Source organism: Megasphaera coli (assembly GCF_900095855.1).
Lineage (GTDB): Bacteria > Bacillota > Negativicutes > Veillonellales > Megasphaeraceae > Megasphaera > Megasphaera massiliensis_A.
Genome location: NZ_FMIY01000002.1, coordinates 72,065 through 97,520 on the forward strand (window position 1 = coordinate 72,065; position 25,456 = coordinate 97,520).

At 50.4% G+C, this 25,456-nt stretch carries 19 protein-coding genes, 6 tRNA genes and 3 rRNA genes; 26 read left to right on the forward strand and 2 right to left on the reverse strand.

Features of this window, described 5'->3' with window-relative positions; genetic code table 11:
* The first annotated feature begins 173 nt into the window (after window positions 1-173).
* The 26 genes from grdC to guaA all read left to right on the forward strand — a co-directional run bounded on the left by grdC (window position 174) and on the right by guaA (window position 23,957).
* Window positions 174-1,718, forward strand: coding sequence for a glycine/sarcosine/betaine reductase complex component C subunit beta (grdC, locus tag BQ2674_RS00770; protein ID WP_075571987.1), 1,545 nt, complete (start codon window positions 174-176; stop codon window positions 1,716-1,718).
* 10 nt (window positions 1,719-1,728) lie between these two features.
* Window positions 1,729-2,877, forward strand: a complete 1,149-nt coding sequence (grdD, locus tag BQ2674_RS00775) for a glycine/sarcosine/betaine reductase complex component C subunit alpha (RefSeq protein ID WP_075571988.1) — start codon at window positions 1,729-1,731, stop codon at window positions 2,875-2,877.
* A 90-nt stretch (window positions 2,878-2,967) separates the two neighbouring features.
* Window positions 2,968-3,927, forward strand: a complete 960-nt coding sequence (gene trxB, locus BQ2674_RS00780) for a thioredoxin-disulfide reductase (RefSeq protein WP_075573312.1) — start codon at window positions 2,968-2,970, stop codon at window positions 3,925-3,927.
* A 231-nt stretch (window positions 3,928-4,158) separates the two neighbouring features.
* Entirely contained in the window at window positions 4,159-4,599 is a 441-nt protein-coding gene (gene rplM, locus BQ2674_RS00785) for a 50S ribosomal protein L13 (protein ID WP_075571989.1), read from the forward strand.
* A gap of 19 nt (window positions 4,600-4,618) precedes the next feature.
* Complete coding sequence (gene rpsI, locus BQ2674_RS00790; protein WP_075571990.1) at window positions 4,619-5,011, forward strand: 30S ribosomal protein S9; 393 nt, start codon at window positions 4,619-4,621, stop codon at window positions 5,009-5,011.
* A gap of 347 nt (window positions 5,012-5,358) precedes the next feature.
* Window positions 5,359-6,927, forward strand: a 16S ribosomal RNA gene (locus BQ2674_RS00795).
* Window positions 6,928-6,999: 72 nt separating this feature from the next.
* Window positions 7,000-7,076: transfer RNA gene (locus BQ2674_RS00800), tRNA-Ile, on the forward strand.
* A gap of 108 nt (window positions 7,077-7,184) precedes the next feature.
* A tRNA-Ala gene (locus tag BQ2674_RS00805) sits at window positions 7,185-7,260 on the forward strand.
* A gap of 100 nt (window positions 7,261-7,360) precedes the next feature.
* Window positions 7,361-10,279 (forward strand): 23S ribosomal RNA (locus BQ2674_RS00810).
* A gap of 52 nt (window positions 10,280-10,331) precedes the next feature.
* Window positions 10,332-10,448: ribosomal RNA gene (gene rrf, locus BQ2674_RS00815) — 5S ribosomal RNA — on the forward strand.
* The 16S, 23S and 5S rRNA genes sit together here with 4 tRNA genes alongside, the layout of an rRNA operon.
* Before the next feature lie 40 nt (window positions 10,449-10,488).
* A tRNA-Trp gene (locus BQ2674_RS00820) sits at window positions 10,489-10,564 on the forward strand.
* Window positions 10,565-10,609: 45 nt separating this feature from the next.
* Window positions 10,610-10,686 (forward strand) — tRNA-Arg (locus BQ2674_RS00825).
* 162 nt (window positions 10,687-10,848) lie between these two features.
* On the forward strand, window positions 10,849-12,099 hold the full coding sequence (locus tag BQ2674_RS00830) for a pyridoxal phosphate-dependent aminotransferase (RefSeq protein ID WP_075571991.1): 1,251 nt from the start codon (window positions 10,849-10,851) through the stop codon (window positions 12,097-12,099).
* A 70-nt stretch (window positions 12,100-12,169) separates the two neighbouring features.
* Entirely contained in the window at window positions 12,170-12,988 is an 819-nt protein-coding gene (gene proC / locus BQ2674_RS00835) for a pyrroline-5-carboxylate reductase (RefSeq protein WP_075571992.1), read from the forward strand.
* Between the two features lie 278 nt (window positions 12,989-13,266).
* On the forward strand, window positions 13,267-14,685 hold the full coding sequence (locus BQ2674_RS00840; protein WP_075571993.1) for an FAD-binding oxidoreductase: 1,419 nt from the start codon (window positions 13,267-13,269) through the stop codon (window positions 14,683-14,685).
* A gap of 125 nt (window positions 14,686-14,810) precedes the next feature.
* Entirely contained in the window at window positions 14,811-16,094 is a 1,284-nt protein-coding gene (larA, locus tag BQ2674_RS00845) for a nickel-dependent lactate racemase (RefSeq protein ID WP_075571994.1), read from the forward strand.
* A 98-nt stretch (window positions 16,095-16,192) separates the two neighbouring features.
* Window positions 16,193-16,858, forward strand: coding sequence for a TerC family protein (locus BQ2674_RS00850; RefSeq protein ID WP_075571995.1), 666 nt, complete (start codon window positions 16,193-16,195; stop codon window positions 16,856-16,858).
* Between the two features lie 81 nt (window positions 16,859-16,939).
* Window positions 16,940-17,016 (forward strand) — tRNA-Pro (locus tag BQ2674_RS00855).
* 51 nt (window positions 17,017-17,067) lie between these two features.
* A tRNA-Ser gene (locus tag BQ2674_RS00860) sits at window positions 17,068-17,159 on the forward strand.
* A 130-nt stretch (window positions 17,160-17,289) separates the two neighbouring features.
* The gene (locus BQ2674_RS00865) at window positions 17,290-18,486 is read left to right on the forward strand and encodes an MFS transporter (protein WP_235828777.1); all 1,197 of its coding nucleotides are present in this window, start codon (window positions 17,290-17,292) and stop codon (window positions 18,484-18,486) included.
* Window positions 18,487-18,565: 79 nt separating this feature from the next.
* Window positions 18,566-19,225, forward strand: a complete 660-nt coding sequence (gene deoC / locus BQ2674_RS00870; RefSeq protein ID WP_075571997.1) for a deoxyribose-phosphate aldolase — start codon at window positions 18,566-18,568, stop codon at window positions 19,223-19,225.
* Window positions 19,212-20,159: an MBL fold metallo-hydrolase gene (locus BQ2674_RS00875; protein WP_075571998.1), complete on the forward strand. Its 948-nt coding sequence runs from the start codon at window positions 19,212-19,214 to the stop codon at window positions 20,157-20,159. Before deoC ends, BQ2674_RS00875 begins: the two co-directional genes overlap by 14 nt.
* Window positions 20,149-21,261 (forward strand): S1C family serine protease, encoded by a 1,113-nt coding sequence (locus tag BQ2674_RS00880; protein ID WP_075571999.1) that lies wholly within the window; start codon window positions 20,149-20,151, stop codon window positions 21,259-21,261. Before BQ2674_RS00875 ends, BQ2674_RS00880 begins: the two co-directional genes overlap by 11 nt.
* Window positions 21,261-21,740, forward strand: coding sequence for a 23S rRNA (pseudouridine(1915)-N(3))-methyltransferase RlmH (gene rlmH / locus BQ2674_RS00885; protein ID WP_075572000.1), 480 nt, complete (start codon window positions 21,261-21,263; stop codon window positions 21,738-21,740). Before BQ2674_RS00880 ends, rlmH begins: the two co-directional genes overlap by 1 nt.
* An 89-nt stretch (window positions 21,741-21,829) precedes the next feature.
* Entirely contained in the window at window positions 21,830-22,306 is a 477-nt protein-coding gene (locus tag BQ2674_RS00890; protein ID WP_075572001.1) for a CBS domain-containing protein, read from the forward strand.
* A gap of 115 nt (window positions 22,307-22,421) precedes the next feature.
* A complete protein-coding gene (gene guaA / locus BQ2674_RS00895) occupies window positions 22,422-23,957 on the forward strand; it encodes a glutamine-hydrolyzing GMP synthase (protein ID WP_075572002.1) in 1,536 nt (511 codons plus the stop codon).
* Between the two features lie 172 nt (window positions 23,958-24,129).
* On the opposite strand, the gene BQ2674_RS00900 is transcribed toward guaA, so the two are convergent.
* Both BQ2674_RS00900 and BQ2674_RS00905 read right to left on the reverse strand, forming a co-directional pair.
* Window positions 24,130-24,963 (reverse strand): FRG domain-containing protein, encoded by an 834-nt coding sequence (locus BQ2674_RS00900; RefSeq protein ID WP_075572003.1) that lies wholly within the window; start codon window positions 24,961-24,963, stop codon window positions 24,130-24,132.
* A 5-nt stretch (window positions 24,964-24,968) separates the two neighbouring features.
* Window positions 24,969-25,451: a helix-turn-helix domain-containing protein gene (locus BQ2674_RS00905; protein WP_235828778.1), complete on the reverse strand. Its 483-nt coding sequence runs from the start codon at window positions 25,449-25,451 to the stop codon at window positions 24,969-24,971.
* Window positions 25,452-25,456 lie beyond the last annotated feature (5 nt).

Sequence of the window (25,456 nt, forward strand, 5' to 3'; positions counted from 1 at the left end):
ATGTTTAGGCATCACGTACTGCCCTGCTTTATTTCCGAGAACGGCATAGCGCCTTTCCGGAAACAGAACGCTTGGAACTACTACGTGGCCTTTTACCGAAAACGGGTATACAGGTATTTCGTTCATATACAAACAAATCGGGGCCCCGTAGGGGGCAGACGGAGGAAAACAAGATGAATAGTGTGATCAGAGGCACCGGATATGTGTTGGTTCATACGCCGGAAATGGTACTGCAAAACGGCACGACCCAGACAACCGAACGGGTCGTTAATCCCGGTTCGGAATACTTAAAGGATTTGCCGCGGCATATCCGCTCCTATGAAGAAGCCGTTGCCTATTGGCCGAATCAGGTGTATATCGGCAACGGTCATCCCGAAGAATTGCGGAATGTGCCCTTTCCCTATTTTGAAACGCCGAAGGCGGGTGCGGAACGGTACGGCCGTTATGGTGAGGTCATGCCGCAGGATGAGTTCCTGCTCCTGGTACAGGCAGTTGACGTATTTGACGTCGTCAAACTGGAGGCGGCTTTTGTGACCGCGACCGGAAAGCGGTTCACAGCGGATCCGATCATTACTGCCGACATTGCCGCCCGCGTGTCTGACGGCGTTGCACTGTCGGAGATACAGGGTTATGTCGGCAATGAAGACGCCGAACCGCTGTTCAGCGGCGGTAAGCTTGTCGGCTGTGTAAAACGCGCTCATGATATTGATGTCAACCTGTCTTCCCATGTCATGCATGAAAATCTGATGAGCAAGGCTTCCAGCGTTTTGGCTCTCTTGTATGCCGTGCGGAATTCCGGCATCGACAAGGCGGAGATTGAATATGTCATCGACTGCGCCGAAGAGAGCTGCGGCGATATGAATCAGCGCGGCGGCGGCAACTTTGCCAAGGCGGCTGCCGAGATTGCCGGTCTCGGCAATGCTTCCGGTGCTGATGTCCGCGGTTTTTGTGCGGCTCCGGCACATGCACTGATTACGGCAGCATCCTTGGTCAAAGCCGGCGCATATAAAACGGTAGCCGTCACGGCCGGCGGCTGCACTGCAAAACTCGGTATGAACGGCAAGGACCATGTGAAAAAGGGCTGCCCTGTCCTGGAAGATTGTTTGGGCGGGTTTGCCGTTATCATTTCGGCAAATGACGGGGTCAGTCCGGAGATCAATCTTGATATCATCGGCCGCCACACTGTGGGAACCGGTTCATCACCGCAGGCCGTAATTACCTCTCTCGTTGCCGAACCGCTGGAACGCGGCGGCTTTAAGATACCGGATATTGACAAGTTTTCACCGGAAATGCAGAATGCCGACATTACTAAACCTGCCGGTGCCGGAGATGTGCCTATGGCCAATTACAAGATGATCGGCGCGTTAGCCGTAAAACGCGGAGAATTGGAACGCAAAGATCTGGCGGAATTTACAGAAAAGCATGGCCTCGTCGGCTGGGCTCCTACACAAGGGCATATTCCTTCAGGCGTTCCGGCCATCGGCTTTGCATGTGATGATATTTTGGCGGGTAAACTGAAGCGTATCATGATCATCGGTAAGGGCAGCCTCTTTCTTGGAAGAATGACGGATTTGTTTGACGGCGTTTCCTTTATTATCCAGCCCAACAGCGGTAAAGGAGAAAACGATGCCGTTTCGGAAGAGCAAGTACGCGCTTTGATTGCTAAAGCAATGAGGGATTTCGCCCGGAATCTCATGGCCGAAGAAACAGCGGAATAGGGGGGCACATATGGGAACGAACATAGAAACAACGATAGGCCGGACTTTTATGATGATAGCCGGTGGACTGGAGAAAGGAACACTCGGGCCGAAACCGAAAATTGCGTTGACCGGTATGGGCGGTGAACACGGCGAAGAAAATTCGCTGGCGGCAGCGCTCATGGCGGCTAAGGAAGATATAGATGTTTATTATATCGGCACGGCAGTTCATGAAGGAGTTACCACTATTCCCGTTACTGATGACGAAGCCGGCCATAAGAAAATGGAAGAGATGCTGGAAGCGCGGCAGATCGACGGTGCCGTTACGATGCACTTTCCCTTCCCTATCGGGGTCTCGACAGTGGGGCGTGTCATTACGCCTGCAAAAGGAAAAGAAATGTTCATTGCGACGACGACAGGGACGTCCAGTACGGATCGGGTCGACGGGATGATCCGTAATGCCGTTTACGGTATAATTACGGCAAAGGCCTGCGGCTTCAAGAAGCCGACGGTAGGAATCTTGAATGTAGACGGTGCCAGGCAGACGGAAAAGGCATTGAAAGAACTGGCTGAAAAAGGGTATGAGCTTCACTTTGCCGAATCGTCACGGGCTGACGGCGGCTGCATCCTGCGCGGCAACGATGTCTTGCAGGGCGCGGCGGACGTCTTGGTCACGGATCCGTTGACAGGAAATATCCTGGTCAAAATGCTGAGTTCTTATACGACCGGCGGCAGCTTCGAATACCTCGGCTACGGGTATGGACCCGGCATCGGAGAGGCGTATGAAAAGCTGGTGCTGATCGTCTCCCGCGCGTCGGGAGCACCGCTGATTGCCGGTGCTGTGCGTTATGCTGCTGAATTGGTGCGCGGAAATATTTTTGCCGTAAGCCGAGAAGAATTTGCAGCCGTCAAGAAAGCCGGCTTTAATACGGTGTTGGAGACATATAAGACCCGAGTTAAAGCCTCTTTGGAAGATGTGGCTGTACCGCCGGCGGAGGTCGTTACGGCACAGATTTTCGGCATCGAGATCATGGATTTGGAAGAAGCTGTCAAGGCGCTTTGGAAAAAGGAGATTTACGCCGAGAGCGGTATGGGGTGCACCGGTCCCGTAATTCGAGTATCCGAAGTAAAGCTGGCGGAAGCACAAACGGTTTTACGGGCGGCAGGATATATTGATTGACAATGCCGCGTTCGGATGGAACGGAACTTCATAAAAGACCTGCCCATCCATTTCCGACATTTGAATATTATTTCGAAGGAGCACATTACGATGAAAGATATCTATGAGGTTATCATTTTAGGAGCAGGACCGGCCGGCTTGTCGGCTGCAATATATGCAGGCAGAAGCCGTATCTCCACTCTTCTTATTGAAAAGGCCCAGGACGGCGGCCAGATTGCTATTACCGATGTCATTGAAAATTACCCCGGCCAGATGCCGGAAGGGGAGTCGGGACCGACTTTGATCGAGCGTATGAGCAAGCAAGTTGAAAAATTCGGTGCCGACCGTATATCCGACACGGTCAAGGAAGTGCATTTAACCGGAAGCATCAAGAAAATCGTTTGCGTAAACGGCACGTATAAAGCCAAGACCGTTATTCTTGCAACGGGAGCGTCGCACAAACCTATCGGATGTAAGGGCGAGAGCGAATACCAGGGCCGCGGCATTTCGTATTGCGCAACTTGCGATGCGGATTTTTTTGAAGATCTCGATGTATATGTAGTCGGCGGCGGCAACAGCGCCGTTCAGGAAGCACTGTATTTGACGAAATTTGCCCGCCACGTAACGATCATACATCGCCGCGATAAGCTGCGTGCCGTGCCGACGCTTCAGGAGAAAGCCTTCGCTAACGATAAAATCAATTTCTTCTGGGATTCCGTAGTCGAAGAAGTCGGAGGGGATGAAGTAGTCCAGTGGATGAAGGTGCGCAATAAGAAAACGGGCGGGATCACTACCGTCAAGGCAAATGAAGAAGACGGGCTCTTCGGCGTGTTCGGCTTTATCGGCTTAGTGCCGACGACGCGGCTCTTTGAGGGGCAAGTCGAAATGGAAGACGGATATATCATTACGGATGAAGACATGAAGACCAATATCCCGGGAGTTTTCGCCGTCGGGGATATGCGCAAAAAATTTTTGCGGCAAGTTGTCACCGCCGCCGCCGACGGAGCTATTGCGGCAATGCAGGTCGATAAATATCTGACTGAAGCAAATAACGAGACCTATTACGGCTAAGCTGAAAGAAAAGTCCCCTCCTTGCCGCCTTCGGGACAGTATTTCGGAGAAGGTGTGCCTTGTTGCGGCCACGTCTGAGGGGGGGGCGCTGATAGGAAAATAAAAAAACTTGACAATGACAGTGCGAGTCTATAGAATAGAAAAGTAAGCTTTTTACTTGGACTCCACAAGCCCCGGAGACAAAAGCCCAAAGCTTAGGAAAGATAGTTGAAACAGGAGGAATAAAACAGCATGAAAACTACATTTATGGCCAATTCCGCCAATGTGGAACGGAAGTGGTTTGTTGTTGACGCTGAAGGCCAAACATTAGGCCGTCTTGCTGCCGAAGTGGCCAAAGTTCTTCGGGGTAAACATAAATCTATTTTTACTCCGCACGTAGATACGGGCGACTTCGTAATTGTCGTTAATGCGGAAAAGGTCAAGTTGACAGGCAAGAAATTAGTGCAGAAAACGTATTTCCGTCATTCCGGATATCCCGGCGGATCCACTTTTACTCAAGCCGGCCATATGCTTGAAAAACGGCCTGAACGGGTCGTGGAAATGGCAGTGCGCGGCATGTTGCCCAAGAACAAATTGGGTGAACAGATGTATCGTAAACTCAATGTGTATGCAGGTGCGAAACATCCGCATCAGGCACAGAAACCTGAAGTTTTGAAGTTGGATATTCGTTAATACCGGGAGGAAAGCTTTCATGGCAGTAGCACAATACTACGGCACTGGCCGTAGAAAAACATCCGTTGCCAGAGTTCGTCTGGTTCCGGGTCAAGGAAAAGTCACAGTAAATAAAAAAGAATTGACTGAATATTTTGGCCGCAAGACGCTGGAATTGATTATTAAACAGCCCCTCGTGCTGACAGGTGTTACAGAACAATACGACGTCATCGCCGACGTAAAGGGCGGCGGTCCTTCCGGTCAGGCAGGCGCTATTCGTCACGGCATCAGCCGTGCTCTTTTGGAGTTGGACGGTGAATTCCGTCAATCCTTGAAGAAAGCGGGCTTCTTAACGCGTGATCCCCGTGAAAAAGAACGCCGTAAGTACGGCTTGAAGAAGGCTCGTAAAGCGTCTCAGTTCTCGAAACGGTAATCATTTGTCTGTTAAATCGGCACGGAAAATCCGTGCCGATTTTTATGTTGCGGGCATCGAAAATCACAATTTTTTTCTTGACAGGTATGAGGAGAGATGCTAGAATTTTTATTGTCGCAAGGAAAACATGCTGTGAACGGCATGGCCACCGCGATAAGGTTTTAAGAAGTTTCACGGCCTGTCTTGACAAAGCAAAAATGCTTTGGTAAGATAAGCAAGTCGCCGCAAGGCGAAAAGACCTTTGAAAACTGAACAATACAATACCAAAAAAACGCCAGAGTGCGAGGTCTTACGAAAGTAAGGCAAAAAACGGCAACAAAGAAATACATGAGTGGGAGACACTTTCTATGATGGAGAGTTTGATCCTGGCTCAGGACGAACGCTGGCGGCGTGCTTAACACATGCAAGTCGAACGAGAGACGGTGAAAAGCTTGCTTTTAATCGAATCGAGTGGCAAACGGGTGAGTAACGCGTAAACAACCTGCCCCTGGGATGGGGACAACAGCTGGAAACGGCTGCTAATACCGAATGAGCTCCACATGCCGCATGGCAGGTGGAGGAAAGGGTGGCCTCTGGAACAAGCTACCGCCGAGGGAGGGGTTTGCGTCTGATTAGCTGGTTGGTGAGGTAAGGGCTCACCAAGGCGACGATCAGTAGCCGGTCTGAGAGGATGAACGGCCACATTGGAACTGAGAGACGGTCCAGACTCCTACGGGAGGCAGCAGTGGGGAATCTTCCGCAATGGGCGAAAGCCTGACGGAGCAACGCCGCGTGAGTGAAGACGGCCTTCGGGTTGTAAAGCTCTGTTACACGGGACGAACGGGTTTTGTGCGAACAGCATAAGACCGTGACGGTACCGTAGAAGAAAGCCACGGCTAACTACGTGCCAGCAGCCGCGGTAATACGTAGGTGGCAAGCGTTGTCCGGAATGATTGGGCGTAAAGGGCGCGCAGGCGGCCGGCCAAGTCTGTCTAAAAAGTGCGGGGCTTAACCCCGTGAGGGGAGAGAAACTGGCCGGCTGAGAGTGTCGGAGAGGAAAGCGGAATTCCTAGTGTAGCGGTGAAATGCGTAGATATTAGGAGGAACACCGGTGGCGAAAGCGGCTTTCTGGACGACAACTGACGCTGAGGCGCGAAAGCCAGGGGAGCAAACGGGATTAGATACCCCGGTAGTCCTGGCCGTAAACGATGGGTACTAGGTGTGGGAGGTATCGACCCCTTCCGTGCCGGAGTTAACGCAATAAGTACCCCGCCTGGGGAGTACGGCCGCAAGGTTGAAACTCAAAGGAATTGACGGGGGCCCGCACAAGCGGTGGAGTATGTGGTTTAATTCGACGCAACGCGAAGAACCTTACCAAGCCTTGACATTGAGTGAAGGGCGTAGAGATATGCCGTTCTTCTTCGGAAGACACGAAAACAGGTGGTGCACGGCTGTCGTCAGCTCGTGTCGTGAGATGTTGGGTTAAGTCCCGCAACGAGCGCAACCCTTATCTTCAGTTACCAGCACGTAGAGGTGGGGACTCAGGAGAGACTGCCGCAGACAATGCGGAGGAAGGCGGGGATGACGTCAAGTCATCATGCCCCTAATGGCTTGGGCTACACACGTACTACAATGGCTCTAAATAGAGGGAAGCAAGGGAGCGATCCGGAGCAAACCCCAAAAACAGAGTCCCAGTTCGGATTGCAGGCTGCAACTCGCCTGCATGAAGGAGGAATCGCTAGTAATCGCAGGTCAGCATACTGCGGTGAATACGTTCCCGGGCCTTGTACACACCGCCCGTCACACCACGAAAGTCATTCACACCCGAAGCCGGTGAGGTAACCGCAAGGAGCCAGCCGTCGAAGGTGGGGGCGATGATTGGGGTGAAGTCGTAACAAGGTAGCCGTATCGGAAGGTGCGGCTGGATCACCTCCTTTCTAGGGACGCAATGCTGGCGAAGGGGATTGTATTGTTTAGTTTTGAGAGGTCACGGACCTTTCAATGCATATGGGCCTATAGCTCAGCCGGTTAGAGCGCACGCCTGATAAGCGTGAGGTCGGTGGTTCAAGTCCACCTAGGCCCACCACGGCAAATCGGTATACCCGAAGCTTGTATAAGTTGTACGGACAACCGAGGCGCTTTTTGTAATTGCCTTGACAGTACGCTCTTCACGGGTGGATGTCAGGTAATATGTGGGGGTGTAGCTCAGCTGGGAGAGCACCTGCCTTGCAAGCAGGGGGTCAGGAGTTCGATCCTCCTCATCTCCACCACTTTTTTTATTGAATCTTTGATTCAAACAGCCCGTACCTTGACAACTACATGAAAACGTAAGAAAGACCTCTGAAAGAAAGAGAAAAACCTTAGAAGGAAAGTTAAGAAAGAAAGGGCGTACGGCGGATGCCTAGGCCATATCAGCCGAAGAAGGACGCGATAAGCTGCGAAAAGCTGCGGTAAGGTGCAAGTAACCGGAGAGCCGCAGATATCCGAATGGGGCAACCCGGCAGTAGAAGTACTGTCACCTCCGGTAATGGAGGGGGGCACCCGGTGAACTGAAACATCTAAGTAGCCGGAGGAAGAAGAATCAACAGAGATGCCCGTAGTAGCGGCGAGCGAAGAGGGCGGAGCCCAAACCGAAGCGGGAAACCGAGACGGGGTAGAGGACTACTAAGACATGAGCGGAGGAAGCCGAAGCAGGTGGGAACCTGAGCCGAAGACGGTGAGAGCCCGGTAGGCGCAACGAAGCGAGTGGGGTAGAATCCGGAGTACCACGGGGCACGAGGAACCTTGTGGGAAGCAGGGGGGACCACCCTCCAAGGCGAAATACTGATATGGACCGATAGCGAAGAGTACCGAGAGGGAACGGTGAAAAGAACCCCGGGAGGGGAATGAAAGAGAACCTGAAACCGTATGCCTACAAGCAGTCGGAGCACGATAAGGGTGTGACGGCGTGCCTATTGAAGAATGAACCGGCGAGTTGGTATATGCGGCAAGGTTAAGCGGAAGACGCGGAGCCGAAGCGAAAGCGAGTCTGAAGAGGGCGATAAGTCGGATATAGTAGACCCGAAACCACAGTGATCTATCCATGCCCAGGTTGAAGCACAGGTAACAATGTGTGGAGGACCGAACCAGTGAGCGTTGAAAAGCTTTTGGATGAGGTGTGGATAGGGGTGAAATGCCAATCGAACGTGGAGATAGCTGGTTCTCCCCGAAATAGCTTTAGGGCTAGCCTCATGGAGAGAGTAGTGGCGGTAGAGCACTGAACAGGGAAGGGGCCAGAAGGTTACCGAACCTAATCAAACTACGAATGGCAGTACTTATACATGGGAGTCAGACTGCGAGTGATAAGACCCGCAGTCAAGAGGGAAACAGCCCGGACCAACCGCTAAGGTCCCCAATGCCGTGCTAAGTGGAAAAGGAGGTGACGTTTCGAAAACAACCGGGATGTTGGCTCAGAAGCAGCCATCATTAAAAGAGTGCGTAATAGCTCACCGGTCGAGAGACGTCGCGCCGAAGATGACCGGGGCTCAAGCACGGAACCGAAGCGATGGCATGTATGGGAGACATACATGGGTAGGGGAGCGTTCCTATGGGGGAGAAGCCTGACCGGAAGGACAGGTGGACCGATAGGAAGTGAGAATGCCGGTATGAGTAGCGAAAAGAAAGGTGAGAATCCTTTCCACCGAAAGCCGAAGGGTTCCCGGGCAACGATCGTCGACCCGGGGTAAGTCGGGACCTAATCCGAGGCGAAGAAGCATAGGAGATGGAGAGCAGGTTGAAATTCCTGCACCGGCGCAGACCGATAGAGCGAGGGAGTGACACAAGAAGGAACGTTCGCATGCGAATGGAAGAGCATGTCCAAGCAGGTAGGGAGTGTGGTAGGCAAATCCGGCACACAAAAAGCCCGAGATGTGATGGGGAGGCTGTAGAGATACAGGCGAAGGAACGGGGACTCGATTGTCAAGAAAAGCTTCTAGCGAGGGCTGCGGCGCCCGTACCAAAACCGACACAGGTAGGCGGGAAGAGAATTCTAAGGTGCGCGGGAAAACCCTCGTTAAGGAACTCGGCAAAATGTATCCGTAACTTCGGGAAAAGGATAACCCCGAGTAGGTGAGGACCGGAAGCGGTAGGAGCTGAAAGGGGTGGCACAAGAGAGGCCCAAGCGACTGTTTAGCACAAACACAGGCGTCTGCAAAAGCGAAAGCTGACGTATAGATGCTGACACCTGCCCGGTGCCGGAAGGTTAAGAGGACGTGTAAGCCGAAAGGCGAAGCAGAGAATTGAAGCCCCGGTAAACGGCGGCCGTAACTATAACGGTCCTAAGGTAGCGAAATTCCTTGTCGGGTAAGTTCCGACCCGCACGAAAGGTGTAACGATTTGGGCACTGTCTCAACGAGGGACCCGGTGAAATTGAAGTACCTGTGAAGATGCAGGTTACCCGCGACTGGACAGAAAGACCCCATGGAGCTTTACTGTAACCTGAGATGGAGTTTCGGTAGAAGACGTACAGGATAGTTGGGAGACGTAGAGGCGTGAACGCCAGTTTGCGCGGAGTCGGCGGTGGGATACCAACCTTGTTTTATTGAAATTCTAACGAGAGCCGTAACGAGGCTTCGGACAGTCTCAGGCGGGCAGTTTGACTGGGGCGGTCGCCTCCGAAAGAGCAACGGAGGCGCCCAAAGGTTCCCTCAGCGCGGACGGAAACCGCGCGCAGAGTGCAAAGGCAGAAGGGAGCTTGACTGCGAGACGGACAGGTCGAGCAGGGACGAAAGTCGGGCTTAGTGATCCGGTGGTAGAGAGTGGAATTGCCATCGCACAACGGATAAAAGCTACCCTGGGGATAACAGGCTTATCTCTCCCAAGAGTCCATATCGACGGGGAGGTTTGGCACCTCGATGTCGGCTCATCACATCCTGGGGCTGAAGTAGGTCCCAAGGGTTGGGCTGTTCGCCCAATAAAGTGGTACGCGAGCTGGGTTCAGAACGTCGTGAGACAGTTCGGTCCCTATCCATCGCGGGCGTAAGAAACTTGAAAGGGGCTGCTCCCAGTACGAGAGGACCGGAGTGGACCGACCGATGGTGTACCGGTCATGGCGCCAGCCGTGCAGCCGGGTAGCTACGTCGGGGAGGGATAAACGCTGAAAGCATCTAAGCGTGAAACCGGCCTAAAGATGAGGTTTCTGAGTACGAAAGTAAGTAAGGCCCCATGGAGACGAGATGGTAGATAGGCCGGGAGTGGAAGTGCAGCGATGCATGGAGCGGACCGGTACTAATAGGCCGAGAGCTTAACTTACGAAGAGGGGAGGCTTACGTTTTCTGTAGTTGTGAGGGTACGGGGGAGGCGATTCAGTGGTGACAGCTGCAGGGATCCACCTGTTCCCATACCGAACACAGCCGTTAAGCCTGCATACGCCGACAGTACTTGGGCGGAGACGCCCCGGGAGCATAGGAAGCCGCTGATTTAATGGAGAAGCCAAGATAACGTCTTGGCTTCTCAGTCATAGGGGTATAGCTCAACTGGTAGAGTAGCGGTCTCCAAAACCGTTGGTTGAGGGTTCGATTCCTTCTGCCCCTGCCAAAAACGGAGGGGTAGAAGTTCAGCAGGGCTTGTACTCCTCATCATGACTCGGTAGCTCAGCTGGATAGAGTGACTGACTACGAATCAGTAGGTCTAGGGTTCGAATCCCTACCGGGTCACCAACAGAGAAACTCATGCATTCTGTATGAGTTTCTTTTTTTATATTTATAAACTGTTTTTTCTCATGTATTTTGAATACATAGGAAGAGAGGAACATAAAATATTGAATCTCATGGCTGCTTATGATATAAATAATGTATAAGTATAAAAGGAGGATATGACTTATGGTAATGAGTGTTGCCGCTCCACAGGCGAGAGGAAAGTATTCGGAAGATAAAATTTTCGGTGCGAATAATCGTGCCAACGCGCTGGCGGATAAACTGGGGACGGATCGAGTTATTAACGGTACGGTAGGATCCATCCTGGATGAAGACGGCAACCTGGTCATGCTTGATGTTGTGCGGCAGGCGTTTAAAGAGCTGTCGCCGAAGGATATTATTTCGTATGCACCCATTCAAGGCTATCCGGAATACTTGGAGGCCGTCATCGACCAGTGCTTCGGCGCGTCGCGTCCGGACGGATATATTCGCGCCTGTGCCACGTCCGGCGGTTCCGGTGTCATACACCACGTTATTCACAACTATTCGGAAATCGGTGATGAAATTTTAACGAGCGACTGGCACTGGGGGGCTTACGGTTCCATGTGCATTGACAACGGCCGTAAGCTGCGGGAATTTGAGCTCCTCAAAGACCGGAAATTCAACTTCGAAGACTTTAAAGCCCACGTGACGGATCTCGTTGCAAAGCAGCTCAATACGGTTATTCTTATGAACTCGCCGGCCAACAACCCGACGGGCTTTGCTCTCTCCGGTGAAGACTGGGATAAGGTATTGGCGTTTTTGCAGGAAATCGTCACAAATAAGGAAAAAAATATTATTTTGGTTCCGGACGTAGCCTATCTTGACTACAGCGGTGAAAAGTCGGAATGCCGCCGGTTTTTCAAGAAATTCGGTAACTTGCCGGCCAATATTCTGGTCATCGTCGCGTACACACTGAGCAAGGGGTTCACTATGTACGGTCAGCGTATGGGGGCTATGATCGGTGTTACGTCCGATGCGGATGTGGCCGAGGAGTTCGTTGCTATTAATCAGTATTCGAACCGTGCTACCTGGTCCAACTCGAACAGCGCCGCCATGAAGGCGATGATTCATATTTGCGAAGATCCGGAGAAAATTAAACAACTCGACGCGGAGCGGGCCAACTATTTCGCCCTTATCAAAGAACGGGCAGAGCTGTTCATGCAGGAAGCCGACGCTTGCGGCTTAGTGTACCTGCCCTATTTGTCGGGTTTCTTCATTACCATACCGCTTCCCGGCTCGCAAGCGGTCTGCGATGAGTTGGAAAAAGAAAATATCTTCCTCGTTCCTTTGGGCAAAGGACTGCGCTTAGCAGTTTGCTCCGTTTCAAAGAAAAAGATTCACGGTCTGGCCGTTAAGATTAAAACTGTTACAGATAAGCTGGGAATTGACCGATAAGGTAAGTGAAAGAGCATAACGAAGCCTTTCGTTATGCTCTTTTCGCGTAGAATGAAAGGGTGTGCAATACATGTTTAAAACTATAGGAATTTGCGGTGTCGGTAATATGGGCTATGCTATAGGTAAAGGCATAGCCCAAGCGAGAAACGGCGAGAGGAAAAACTTGCTTCTTTATAATATTCATCCCGCCAAGGCACAGGCGGCGGCAAAAGATTTCGGCTCTTCCGCCGCGGCTACGGAAGATTTTACGGCTTTTATCGCCGCGGCGGACCTTCTCATCGTAGCAGTGAAACCTCATATCGTTGCGGATGTTTTACGAAAAGCGGCACCGTTCTTAAAACCGGAACAAGTTGTTTTGTCCGTGGCGGCCGGTGTCGATTTGGCTGCGCTGGCAACTTGCTTGCCGGCAAGGAGTAAAATCATACGCGCCATGCCGAACACGCCTGTCGTCGTGAATGCGGGAATGACTTCACTTACGCCGAATGAAGCCGTTACGGCTTCCGAATTGGAAGAAGTGCTGTGTGTATTTCGCTGCTTCGGCCGCGCTGAAGTTGTTGATGAAGCCCTTATTGATGCGGTTATCGGTATAAGCGGCAGCAGCCCGGCCTATGTATACATGTTTATTGAAGCCTTGGCCGACGGTGCCGTCCTGGAAGGTATGCCGCGGGATAAGGCCTATACCTTTGCGGCCCAAGCCGTTATGGGAGCGGCAAAAACCGTTTTGGAAACAGGGGTTCATCCGGGGAAATTGAAGGATAACGTGTGCTCTCCCGGCGGTACGACAATTGCGGCAGTACATACGTTGGAAGAGTATCGCTTTCGTGCGGCTATTATACATGCCGTACAGACGGCCGCTGAAAGAAATCGGAAGATGGGCAGTAAGAAATAAAATATAAATAAGTATGTATGCAAATATGATAAAAGGTCATTGCATAGGGGGTAAAACAGTGAAATAGTTATATAGTGAATACGAACAGGTAATTTACTTATTTATACTTAAAAGGTATAATAGTGCCGTAGGTGCAAGGAAGAAGCTATGGAGATTCCCTTTTCGTGACTGCATTTATGAATGTATTGCATGGATATTTTATTCGGTTTATCCTCTGCGCCGATTGTGACAGAGTGAGATACATTTATTAATTTAAATTGTTATTGGAGGTAAAGAGAATGGCAAAAGGTTTAGTTACACCGGAACTTATTGAAGAATTAAAGAAAATCGTCGGCGAAAAATACGTGTATACGGACAAAGACAAACTTGATCCGTACAGCCATGACGAAGTAACGGACCCCCATTATATGAAAGAAGCGCAGGTAGTAGTTTTACCGGCGACGACGGAAGAAGTTTCCAAGGTCGTAAAGCTCTGCTATGACAACGATATCGTTATGATTCCCCGTGCAGCCGGTACAGGACTTGCAGCCGGTGCAGTCGCCATTTTCGGCGGCGTTATCATCTCCATCGAACGGATGAACAAAATTATTGAAATCGACAAGGCGAACATGGTTGTCGTTGCCGAACCGGGTATTACGACGGCAGTCCTTCAGGAAGCCGTTAATAAAGAAGGCCTCTTTTATGCCGGCGACCCCTGCAGCGGGGATTCCTGCTTTATCGGCGGCAACGTAGCTACCAATGCCGGCGGCAACCGTGCGGTTAAATACGGTGTAACCCGTGATCAGGTTATGGGGATTGAAGTTGTTACCCCGTCCGGTGAAGTCGTTCAATTGGGCGGCAAATTCCGTAAGAACGCTACGGGTTATATGCTTATGCATTTGTATATCGGCTCTGAAGGCACGCTCGGCATTATTACGAAAGTATACTTGAAGCTCGTTTCATTGCCGAAATATGAAATGGACCTTCTCGCCGTATTCGACAATCTCGATGCGGCTATCGCTTTGACGCCGAAGGTTATGAATGCGGGTATTACGCCTGTGTGCGTTGAATTCATGGACAATGCTTCCATCAAGCAGGTTGAAGTATTCCTCAATGAAAAGCTACAGCACTCCGACGTAGGCAACTACATTATCATCCAGATCGCCGGCGACAGCGAAGACGTACTGGACGATCAGTGCATGGTTATTGACGAACTGGCTCGGGAAAACGGTGCTCTCGACGTACTGGTAGCCGATAAGGACAAGATTTGGAAGTCCCGTAAGGCATACTTGGAAGCGGATCGTCAGAGAAGCCTCGTATTCTCTATGGAAGACATCGTCGTGCCGATGACGGAAATTCCTGAAGCGGTACAGCAGATTTCCCGCCTTGCCGAAAAATATGACGTTGCAATGCACTGCGCAGGCCATTGCGGTGACGGCAACGTTCATATCGACATCCTGAAAGATGAGCGCACACAGGAAGAATGGGAAGAAATGCTGCCGAAGATTCAGAAAGAAATTTATGCCCTCGTTTACGAAAAGGGCGGCCGGCTCTCCGGTGAACACGGTATCGGCTATAAGCGTGCCAAACTGATGAAGGAATATATGGATCCCGTTGAAATGGGCCTCATGCGTTCTGTCAAGAAAGCACTCGACCCGAAAAATATCATGAACCCGGGCAAGGTCGTTGACGTAAGCGATGAAATTCCTGTTCAATAAGCAATAAAACCTTGATGCACACAGGGGCAAGGGTAGGCACATTGCCTGTCCCTTGCCCCTGTGTGCATCAAGGTTATGAATAAAAGATATATCATTATTATATTAAGTGAAAGGATGTGCAGGACATGAAAAAATTTGAACTCCCTTTTGCGAAGGAAAAAATTACGTTCGAACTGCCTGATGAACAGGTCGCAGGTGTTCTCGTATCGCGTGCTCACGAATACAAGGCGCCCAAATCGGAAGCGGATCTCGTAGCCGACGCGCTGGCAAATCCTATCGGCTCGCAAAAACTGAGCGAGTTGGCAAAAGGAAAGAAGACGTGTACCATTATTTCCAGCGACCATACGCGTCCCGTGCCCAGCCATGTTATTATGCCGCAGCTCTTGGCGGAACTGCGCAAGGGAAATCCGGATATTGAGATTACGATCCTCGTATCGACCGGTATGCACCGGCCGACAACTCATGATGAACTGGTTGCCAAATACGGTGAAGAAATCGTTGCGAAAGAACACATCGTTATCCACCGGAGCCGTGTCGACGAGGATATGATCAGCATCGGCACCCTGCCGTCGGGCGGCGAATGCTTGCTCAACAAATGGGCGATCAATACGGATTTGCTCGTTGCGGAAGGGTTTATCGAGCCTCACTTCTTTGCAGGCATGTCCGGCGGCAGAAAGTCGGTTCTCCCCGGTGTTGCCAGCAAGATTACGGTTCTTGCCAACCATTGCTCCGAATTCATTAACAGTCCCTACGCGCGTACGGGTGTCCTCGACGGCAATCCGATTCATCGCGATATGCTCTATGCCGCAAAGGTTGCCAAGCTCGCCTTTATTTGCAATGTCGTCATCGATGCGGATAAGAAGGTTATTGCCGCTTTTGCAGGCGACCGTGAAGAAGCCCATTACAAGGGCGTTGAGTTTGAAATGTCCTTGGCCGGCGTAAAGCCCGTTCCTGCAGACATCGTTGTTACGACGAACGGCGGTTATCCGCTCGACCAAAATATTTACCAGTCCGTTAAAGGCATGACCGCCGCTGAAGCAACTTGTAAAGAGGGCGGCGTCATTATCGACTGCACGGCCTGCAACGACGGCCACGGCGGCGATGATTTCTTCAACACCTTGAGAGATGCCACGGACTTACAGAAAGCAATGGACGAAATCCTGGCGCGCGACCGGAACGAGACAATTTTTGACCAGTGGGAATCACAAATTCTCCTGCGCCTCATGCTCCATTTCCATATCATTATGGTTACGCAGGCGCCGCGTGAAATGGTGGAAGCTATGCACCTGACGTACGCCGAGGACATCGGCGAAGCCTTCAAACTGGCTAAAGAGTACTTGGCAAAGAAAGGCATTACGGATCCGAAAGTTACGGTTATTCCCGACGGCGTCTCGGTTATCGTAAAATAAAAACACACCAAGCTTGCAGAAATAGAGGAGCCGTGCAGGTTCCTCTATTTTTGTCCCTGTGGTATAATAAGCACCTGTACGAATGGGAGAGGTGTTATATGGATTCGGAATTAATTCGGGATATATGGGTCATTACGCAGGTTGTCCTCCTGGATTTGGCTTTAGGCGGCGACAATTCTATTATTATCGGCATGGCCGCCAAAAATTTGCCTCATGATTTGCGCAGAAAAGCGATCCTCTACGGCACGGCCGGAGCTATTCTTTTTCGCTTTGTCATGGCTGCCGCCGTCGTCATATTACTGCAAATTCCCTACTTGAGGACAGTCGGCGGGCTGATTCTCGTTTTTATCGGCATGAAACTTATCGGTAAGCGGGAAGGGGAAGAAGCGCACGTGACGGCGCAGGAATCGCTTTCCGGCGCCGTAAAGACGATTATTATTGCCGATGCGCTCATGAGCTTGGATAATGTATTGGGGATTGTCGGTGCTACGGGCGGACATTTGGGATTATTGATCTTCGGCATGGTTATTTCCGTGCCTATTATTATCTTCGGCAGCACGATGGTCATAAAAATTATGCATAAGTTTCCGGTCCTCATCTACTTGGGCGGTCTTATCCTCGGCTGGGCTGCCGGATCCATGGTCGGGAGCGACACTTACTTGGGACTGACACGGGACGCGGAGCTGTATATTAAAATCGGTTTGACCGTGCTTACGCTCATAGGCGGAATTGTCTGGAAATATATGGGCACAAAGAGGGGATAAAGGGCGGAAAACCGCGATATATGCCCATATAAACGGCTTGACAAGGTATAGGAAAGTTGATACTATATATAAGTCAGGTAACGGGGCGTGGCGCAGTTTGGTAGCGCGCTTGGTTCGGGACTAAGAGGCCGCAGGTTCGAATCCTGTCGCCCCGACCATATTCATTTTGTATGTCATCCCGAGGCATGGAAAAACGAAATGGATTATCTGGAGAGTTGTCCGAGCGGCTTAAGGAGCATGATTGGAAATCATGTGTGCGGTGAACTCCGTACCCAGGGTTCAAATCCCTGACTCTCCGCCATAAAATGAGAAGAGACCTGTGAGGGGTCTCTTTTTTGTATACCTTGTGTGGAAAATGCAACGGCTTGGCCGTTATTATACGTAATCATCAAAAGTAACACCGCCGGCCGCGCAGTAAGCGTATAATAAATATGAATTTGCTGATTGACAGAGAGGATGCGCATATATCAATGAAACGAATGGATCCGCATGTATATATGTTTGCGTTGGGACATTTTTCCGTGGACTGGGCACAAAGCGCTATACCGGCACTCTTGCCGTATTTTATTTCGGTTTGCCATTTATCCTATCGGGATGCGACGATTCTGCTTCTCGGTAATGTGTTGATTGCCTCCGTATCGCAGCCCGTGTTCGGCTACTATTCCGATAAAGTGTCGAAACCGTGGTTCGTTCCTTTCGGTCCCGTATTAAGCGGTATATCTTTAAGTATGCTCGCTTTTACAACGAATTATTGGCTCATCTTTCTCTGCTCCATGATCAGCGGTCTCGGCTCCTCCATTTATCATCCCGAAGGAGCACGCATGGTTAATAAAATTGCGGTCGAACAGAAGGGACGCGCTTTGGGGATGTTCTCCGTCGGCGGCAGTACGGGCTTTGCAGTCGGCCCGATCATAGCGGGACTCTGCGCTTATGCTTTTGATATCCGCGGTCTTGTCGTTTTCGGCATTGTCAATATATTGATTGCGTCCGTTCTCTACGGGCGGATGCCGAGCGTATTGAAACAGGTTGCCGCCACGAATCGGGAAGAAGCGCGTCTGCACATAGCAGAAACGCGCAGCAACGACTGGCCGGCTTTCGGCAGGCTGACGGCGGTTATTTTTGCCCGTTCCATAGGCTTTGCCATTTGCAACGCCTTTATCCCGCTGTTTTGGATTCAAGTACTGGGCGCATCGCCGACGCAGGGGAGTTTGGCCTTATCCCTTCTCTTTGCGGTCGGCATTGTGGGTACCTATATCGGCGGGCTCATATCGGACCGCGTCGGCTTTGTCCGCGTCATGAGATTGGCTATTACGCTTATGGTGCCGGCTATGTTTTTCTTTGTCAACAGCACGAATATCATTTGGGCGACGATTCTTATCATCCCGGTGGGACTGACGCTCTTCTCACCGTACAGTGCCATTGTCGTACTCGGACAGACCTTCCTCGGCAAGAACGTCGGTTTTGCGTCGGGTGTTACCCTGGGCCTCAGCGTTACCGTCGGCGGTATGTTTGCTCCCTTTGTCGGCTGGGCTGCCGACCTTTGGGGCATTCCGACGGCACTCCAAGTACTGTGGATTTGTGCCGCCGTCGGAGCGGTATTCACGTATACCGTTAAAGAACCTGCATAAGATAAAAACTTTGCTTGCCGCTTTTTTATAGTATAATAGGGGAGAGTATTTTTCGGTGTACAAAAAAAGGGGAGTAATTATGACGATTGAATCGTATATCGATCACACGAACTTGCGGCCTGACGCCATGCCGGCGGACATCGTAAAGCTTTGTGCCGAAGCGCGGCAGTATCGTTTCGCTTCGGTTTGCGTCAATTCGGCATATGTAGAATTGGCCAAACGGGAACTTTCGGGTTCGTATATTCGTGTCGTTTCGGTCATAGGGTTTCCGCTCGGCGCCGCCGCGACGGCCGTAAAGGCGGCGGAGACGGCCTTTGCCGTGGAAAAAGGAGCCGATGAAGTAGATATGGTCATTGCCGTGGGGCAAGTAAAGGCCGGCAACTGGGGTTATGTGGAAAACGATATAAGCGGTGTCGTTCAGGCGGCAAAGGGGAAAATCGTCAAAGTCATCTTGGAGACGGGCCTCTTGACAGATGCGGAAAAAGAGGAAGCGTGCCGTGTTGCCGTCAAGGCGGGAGCTCGTTTTGTCAAGACATCTACGGGATTCGGGCCGGGCGGTGCGACAGCGGACGATATTAAACTGATGAAGAAAGTCGTCGGTCTGAACGCCATGATCAAAGCGTCCGGCGGCATTCGCGATTATAAGACGGCCCGCGTCATGATCACGGCCGGTGCCGATCGCATCGGCGCCAGCGCCGGCATTGCCATCGTCGAAGGAGAAGCACATGAACGAGTGTGATGCAATGTTGGACGCCTATGCCCGTTCCATTCGGCAGCGGCGGCAAGTACGTGAGGCGGCGGAGCAAGACGCTGCGGAGGACGTCGCGACGATCGGAGAGATACTTGTCGCCGCTGCAGGTGATGCTTGCGGCGCCTGTACGGTCAGTGTTCTCGCCAGCAGCAGCAACGGTAATGCAACCTATATCCGCTGCGGCAAAACGAAGATCCTCATCGATGCAGGCATCAGCTACAGCCGCATTGTACAGGGGTTGGCCGAGAGAAACTGCAGTATAAATGATATTGATGCCCTTTTTATTACACATGAACATATGGATCATATAAAGGGGCTGCCTGTCTTATTGAAGCATACGGATATGCCCGTTTACACGACGGAAGAAACGTGGCGGGCCATAAGAAAATACGCGGCTGCCGGGGACAATCGGTTTGTATCGCTGACAAAACGGGTAGGTGTCGGCGCAGTCCGTGTCGTTCCCTTTGAAATTCCGCATGATGCGGCGCGGCCCGTCGGGTATGCCGTCTATTACGGCGATACGAAGATTACATATGCCACGGATTTGGGCACGGTTACACCTGCCGTTGAAGGAGCTGCAGCCCATGCGGATATACTTATTTTGGAAGCGAACCATGATGAGAGCATGGTTCGCAGCGGACCGTATCCGTATCACTTGCAGCAACGCATTCTCGGACACCGGGGCCATTTATCCAATCGGGCCGCGGCGGAGCTTTTGTCCGACTTGCCGCAAAAGAAAATGATGAAAGTGTTTTTAGCGCATCGGAGTGAGAAGAACAACGAGCCGGCGCAGATTATAAAGACTATGAAGGACGTGTTCGGACGGAGCGGCAAGAGCCTCGGCCGGGATGTACTCGTGCGTTTGGCATGCCGGCAGAGTGCCGTTCGATTCGACGAAAAGGGGGAGAACCATGTCTCGTAAATATGTTGCCGCTCTTGTTGCGGCTGTGGTTTTGGCAGGTGTAGGTGCTTTCGGCGGCTATTATGTACATGATAATTTCGGTACTAAAAATGTGTATTCCGGCACGCAGCAACTGCAGACGCCGGACGGGAAGGCGTCGACTTTATCGGGATCCCGCAACACGGCGGTTGTACAGGCCGTTAAAAAGGTAAGTCCCGCCGTCGTCGGTATTACGACTAAAGTCTATAACCGCGACATTTTTAACCGCAAAGTCCTTGTCGGTGAAGGCGTGGGCTCAGGCATTATTTTTGATAAGGACGGCTATATTGCTACGAATAATCACGTAGTCGGCAATAACAAGACGGTCATCGTCTCCTTGGCGGACGGGCGGACCGCGGACGGCACGGTCGTCGGTACGGATGCGCGCACGGACTTGGCCGTAGTCAAAATAAACTTGTCCGATATTACGGTCGCCGATTTCGGCGACAGCGACAGCCTGCAAGTCGGAGAACCGGCCATTGCCATCGGCAATCCGCTGGGACTCGAGTTTCAGGGGACCGTTACGGCCGGAGTCATCAGCTCGTTGAACAGAACGATCGCCGGCGAAGGGCAGTCGATGGAACTGATTCAGACCGATGCGGCTATCAATCCGGGCAATTCCGGCGGTGCCCTCGTCGACGCGGACGGTGAGGTCATCGGTATTAACAGTGCCAAAATTTCCAAAGAAGGTGTAGAAGGCCTGGGTTTTGCCATTCCTATCAATACGGCCCGTCCTATTTTAGAAGACCTTATTAAAAACGGTCGCGTCGTTCGCCCCTACTTGGGCCTCTACGGCCTGGATAAAAAGATGGCCGCCCGTTTCGGCATGGATTTTGACGGCAGCGGCGTATACGTCTATCGCATTGTTGCCGGCGGTCCCTTGGACGGCTCGGGCATCCGACACGGCGATATTCTTACGAAAATTGACGACAAGGCCATTGAAGACTACCTGTCCCTGCAGAAAATCGTCGAATCATATCGTGTCGGCGATACGGTGACCATTACGTACATACGGGACGGTTCCGAGCATACGGCGAAGATTATGCTCCAGGAACTGTCGCCTCAAATGGACAGCGATAATTGATGAAATACCATATTATCGGCAGCGGGAAAATAAAAGAAGCTTATTTGACCGCCGCTATTGCCGAATACGTCAGGCGCCTGAAGCCGTATGGACAGGTGGAAATCACGGAAATCACCGAAGTGCGGATGCCCGACAGACCGTCGGCAGGGCAGAAGCGGCAGGTTCTCGAGAAAGAAGGGGAACAACTCCTGAAGTACGTGCGCAGCGGCTCGTACCTCTTCGTTCTCGACGTGGCGGGAAGTCTCGTATCGTCGGAGGATTTGGCCGGCTCCTTTGCGAATCTTGCCCTCAACGGTTACAGTGAGCTCACCTTTCTCATCGGCGGTCCCTTCGGTCTGTCCGAATCCGTGCGGCGCCGGGCGGACAAGCGCATTTCCTTCGGCCGCATTACGTTGACGCACCAAATGATTCGCCTGATTCTTGTGGAACAACTTTATCGTGCCGTAAAAATTCAGCGGCACGAGCCCTATCATTTATAAGCGGAAAAAGGATTTTTTCGATTTTTGTCAAATATACTATATAAAAGCAGAATTTGACCGGCCGGTCATATTTCAAAGGGGTGGATACTATGAGCGAACGCACGGCAGCGGATATTATGGAAAAAGTATTTGTAACGGCTAATTTGGATACGCCCGTTTTCGACTTGGTGCAAATGTTCATTAAGAACAGGGTCACGTCGATTCCCATCGTCAACGACGACAATCAGTTGGCCGGTATCGTTACGGACGCGGACTTACTCTATAAGAAAATCAAGCCCCACGTACCTCACTACGTAAATCTCTTGGGTGCGAGCATTTACTACAACGGTATCAGCGAGTACGACAAGAGCTTTAAGAAGCTTCTTGCCTGCAGTGCCAAGGATTTGATGACGAAGGACGTCATCATGGCTGCACCTGACGCCGATGTGGAACAGCTTGCGGGAGTCATGGTGGCGGAACATTTGAAAGTCATTCCTATCGTCGACAACAAGCGCGTCCTCGGTCTCGTAACGCGGCACAGTATTTTGGATGAGCTCTATCGCGAGTATGCGGAAGAAAATAAATAAATGCAGTCGGGGCAGCCCTTAGAGGCTGCCCTTTTTGCGTCTTTCGGGCAAACTGGTAGGAAGCGGATTTTATGATATAATAAATAGGAAAATTGCACGAGAGGCAGGGCTATGGATGGATACGAAGGAACTCATTATTGTCGTTGATTTCGGCGGCCAGTACAATCAGCTGATTGCGCGCCGCGTCAGAGAGAATCACGTATACTGCGAGGTATATCCTTACGGGAAGGCGCTTGAAAAGATTAAAGAATTGAAACCGTGCGGCATTATTTTTACGGGCGGGCCGAACAGCGTGTATGAAGACAATGCGCCGAAGATCGATGCCGCCGTCTTTGAACAGGGGGTTCCCGTTCTGGGGCTTTGTTACGGTATGCAGCTCATGGCGCAGATGTTGGGCGGTACGGTTCGGCAGGCGCAGGCTCGTGAGTTCGGCAAGACGGTCATGTCCGTCAACACGGAATCTCTTCTCTTTAAAGGGCTGAACGCGGAAGAAACGGTTTGGATGAGCCATGCCGATTATGTTTCCGCCATTCCCGCAGGCTTTGAAATCGCAGCCCGTACGGAAAATTGCCCCGTTGCGGCTATGGAAAATAAGGAGCGCAGGCTCTATGCCATGCAGTATCACCCGGAAGTATTGCACACGGAACACGGCAAAGAAATGCTGCGCAACTTCCTCTTTGAAGCATGTTGCTGCAGCGGCGAATGGACCATGGCGAACTATGCCAAGACGGCCGTAGAGGAAGTGCGGCGAACCGTCGGTGACGGTAAGGTCGTACTGGCTCTCTCAGGCGGTGTGGACAGCTCCGTTGCGGCGGCCCTTATCTCCAAGGCTGTCGGCGGACAGCTCACATGTATCTTCGTCGACCACGGCCTCATGCGCAAGAACGAAGGCGACGAGGTGGAAGCGGCCTTCAAGGATTCGGGCATGAACTTTATTCGTGTCGATGCGGCGAAGCGGTTTTTGGACAAGCTTGCCGGTGTGACGGATCCGGAAAAGAAGCGCAAAATTATAGGTGAAGAATTTATTCGCGTCTTTGAAGAAGAAGGACGGAAAATCGGCACCGTCGACTTATTGGCGCAAGGTACAATTTATCCGGATGTCATCGAATCCGGTGCCGGCGATGCGGCCGTTATCAAGAGCCACCATAACGTAGGCGGCCTGCCGGCAGTTGTCGATTTCAAGGGACTCATCGAGCCTCTGCGCAGCCTTTTTAAAGATGAAGTGCGTGAACTTGGTGAAGAATTGGGCCTGCCGGACTACCTTGTGTGGCGTCAGCCCTTCCCGGGACCGGGCCTTGCCATCCGCGTCATGGGCGAGATTACGGACGAAAAGCTGGCTATCCTCCGCGATGCGGATGCCATATTCCGTGAAGAAATCGCCGCCGCCGGCCTGAATCGCTCCATAAACCAATACTTTGCGGTCTTGACAGACAACCGTTCCGTCGGCGTCATGGGTGATTTCCGCACATATGACTACACCTTGGCCCTGCGCGGCGTTACGACGACGGACTTCATGACCGCCGACTGGGCGCGCATCCCTTATGACGTACTCGATAAAATCTCCGTTCGCATCGTCAACGAAGTGAACCATATCAACCGTATCGTCTACGATATTACGAGCAAACCGCCGGCTACGATTGAGTGGGAATAGAGCAAAAAATCACAGAAATGGCTTAAAATAGAGCTTTTGAGCCTGTGGAAATAAGCAACTGGGACAAAATTGGGTAAAGTTTTAAAAAAGAATAATCTTAATAATTGTTCAAAGTGGCTTGCAATAGAATAAAAAAATTAGACCGTAGCTTAATCGTTACGGTCTTTTTGTGCTAATTATATTTACTTTTCAAGTAACGAGCTTGATTATCTAGTTCTGGAAATAATGTAGCTTCATTAATGCCTAATGTATCTAACTCTTTAAGTATTAGTTTTTTATCATCTTTGCTAATTGTGAAGTCTATTTTTTCCTTAGAAGAATTGACAATCCAGTCTGTTGGAACCGTAGCTGGATTCTTTTTTTCAATATTAATTCCGAATATCAAAAAAGCACCACTTTGCTTGATTATTCGATTATTACTCTGTTTCACTTTTACTGCAACAACTTTTTCAAGATCTTCAGGATTAATGATTGGTTGAAAATAAGATTTTTCTTCTCTTATTTCATGTAGCAAATATTGAATATTCTCATCACTATTAAATTCAGCAATCTTTAAGTTAGTTATATTTTTAATATTAAAATTTTCAGGTCTTTTTGATATGTTCGATAGAATACTGACAGTATCACTATCATAATATTTTATATATGCATTTGGTATTCTAAAGCTTATAACTTTTCCATCCTTCTTTGTATTGCCGCTACATGCAAAATATAGAGCAACAAGAGGATTAGAAGTAATATCTAATAAACGTGTTGGTAGACCGTAATGTTGCATTTTTACTAGTTTTTCCAAAGCGCTTTTTTCATTAAGAAAGTCAGTGGGCGTTCTTAAAATAAATTCTTTAAATAAAATATGTTCATTTGAAATCAGATTAGTATTTCTATAAATACCTGGTTTTAATTCATAATCTATATCTGAATGTCCTCTAAAGAAAAGTTCTGTTTTTCTTGGAGCAGGTATTTTTTTGAGTTCATTTATAAAATCCGAAATATTTTTTATAGACAAAAGAATCACCTCTTTTTCAAAAATCTCGATTTCTTAGGGAACGACAGCTTCCAGTCTTCTAATTCTTCATCAGAAATTTCACCGTTATAGTGTTTCTTTCTCATTTCATCCCATTCTACTAAAAAGTCATTAAAGTGAGGATTATGAGATAAAAGGGCAGTTGGTTCACCTTGCCCTGCAAGTGGTCTAAATTTCATTTCCTTTTCAAAGTCAAAAATAATATGCATTATCTCAAAAATAGAATTAGGCTCATGGTCAATTAAAGCAGATATATCACACTCAAGGGCATCTGCAATTTTTCTTAGTTGTTCTATATTTGGGGATCTATTTCCTAATTCGTAGTTACGGATTGCTGCATCAGTTAGTCCAGACATGATAGCAAGTTCTTTCTGTGTTAGTTTTCTGAACAAGCGAATTTGTTTTAATTTCTTACCAGAAATCATTTCAGGACACCTCTCTTTTTTAAATATTCTATTATATTTTACCATATTTC

Excerpts from the sequence above, each read along its gene's own strand:
- rplM (WP_075571989.1), top strand. The coding sequence starts at position 4,159 with ATGAAAACTACATTTATGGCCAATTCCGCCAATGTGGAACGGAAGTGG.
- BQ2674_RS00830 (WP_075571991.1), top strand. The coding sequence starts at position 10,849 with ATGGTAATGAGTGTTGCCGCTCCACAGGCGAGAGGAAAGTATTCGGAA.
- deoC (WP_075571997.1), top strand. The coding sequence starts at position 18,566 with ATGACGATTGAATCGTATATCGATCACACGAACTTGCGGCCTGACGCC.
- BQ2674_RS00865 (WP_235828777.1), top strand. The coding sequence starts at position 17,290 with ATGAATTTGCTGATTGACAGAGAGGATGCGCATATATCAATGAAACGA.
- BQ2674_RS00840 (WP_075571993.1), top strand. The coding sequence starts at position 13,267 with ATGGCAAAAGGTTTAGTTACACCGGAACTTATTGAAGAATTAAAGAAA.
- guaA (WP_075572002.1), top strand. The coding sequence starts at position 22,422 with ATGGATACGAAGGAACTCATTATTGTCGTTGATTTCGGCGGCCAGTAC.
- BQ2674_RS00850 (WP_075571995.1), top strand. The coding sequence starts at position 16,193 with ATGGATTCGGAATTAATTCGGGATATATGGGTCATTACGCAGGTTGTC.
- trxB (WP_075573312.1), top strand. The coding sequence starts at position 2,968 with ATGAAAGATATCTATGAGGTTATCATTTTAGGAGCAGGACCGGCCGGC.
- larA (WP_075571994.1), top strand. The coding sequence starts at position 14,811 with ATGAAAAAATTTGAACTCCCTTTTGCGAAGGAAAAAATTACGTTCGAA.
- proC (WP_075571992.1), top strand. The coding sequence starts at position 12,170 with ATGTTTAAAACTATAGGAATTTGCGGTGTCGGTAATATGGGCTATGCT.
- rlmH (WP_075572000.1), top strand. The coding sequence starts at position 21,261 with ATGAAATACCATATTATCGGCAGCGGGAAAATAAAAGAAGCTTATTTG.
- BQ2674_RS00890 (WP_075572001.1), top strand. The coding sequence starts at position 21,830 with ATGAGCGAACGCACGGCAGCGGATATTATGGAAAAAGTATTTGTAACG.
- BQ2674_RS00905 (WP_235828778.1), bottom strand. The coding sequence starts at position 25,451 with ATGGTAAAATATAATAGAATATTTAAAAAAGAGAGGTGTCCTGAAATG.
- grdD (WP_075571988.1), top strand. The coding sequence starts at position 1,729 with ATGGGAACGAACATAGAAACAACGATAGGCCGGACTTTTATGATGATA.
- BQ2674_RS00875 (WP_075571998.1), top strand. The coding sequence starts at position 19,212 with ATGAACGAGTGTGATGCAATGTTGGACGCCTATGCCCGTTCCATTCGG.
- rpsI (WP_075571990.1), top strand. The coding sequence starts at position 4,619 with ATGGCAGTAGCACAATACTACGGCACTGGCCGTAGAAAAACATCCGTT.
- grdC (WP_075571987.1), top strand. The coding sequence starts at position 174 with ATGAATAGTGTGATCAGAGGCACCGGATATGTGTTGGTTCATACGCCG.
- BQ2674_RS00880 (WP_075571999.1), top strand. The coding sequence starts at position 20,149 with ATGTCTCGTAAATATGTTGCCGCTCTTGTTGCGGCTGTGGTTTTGGCA.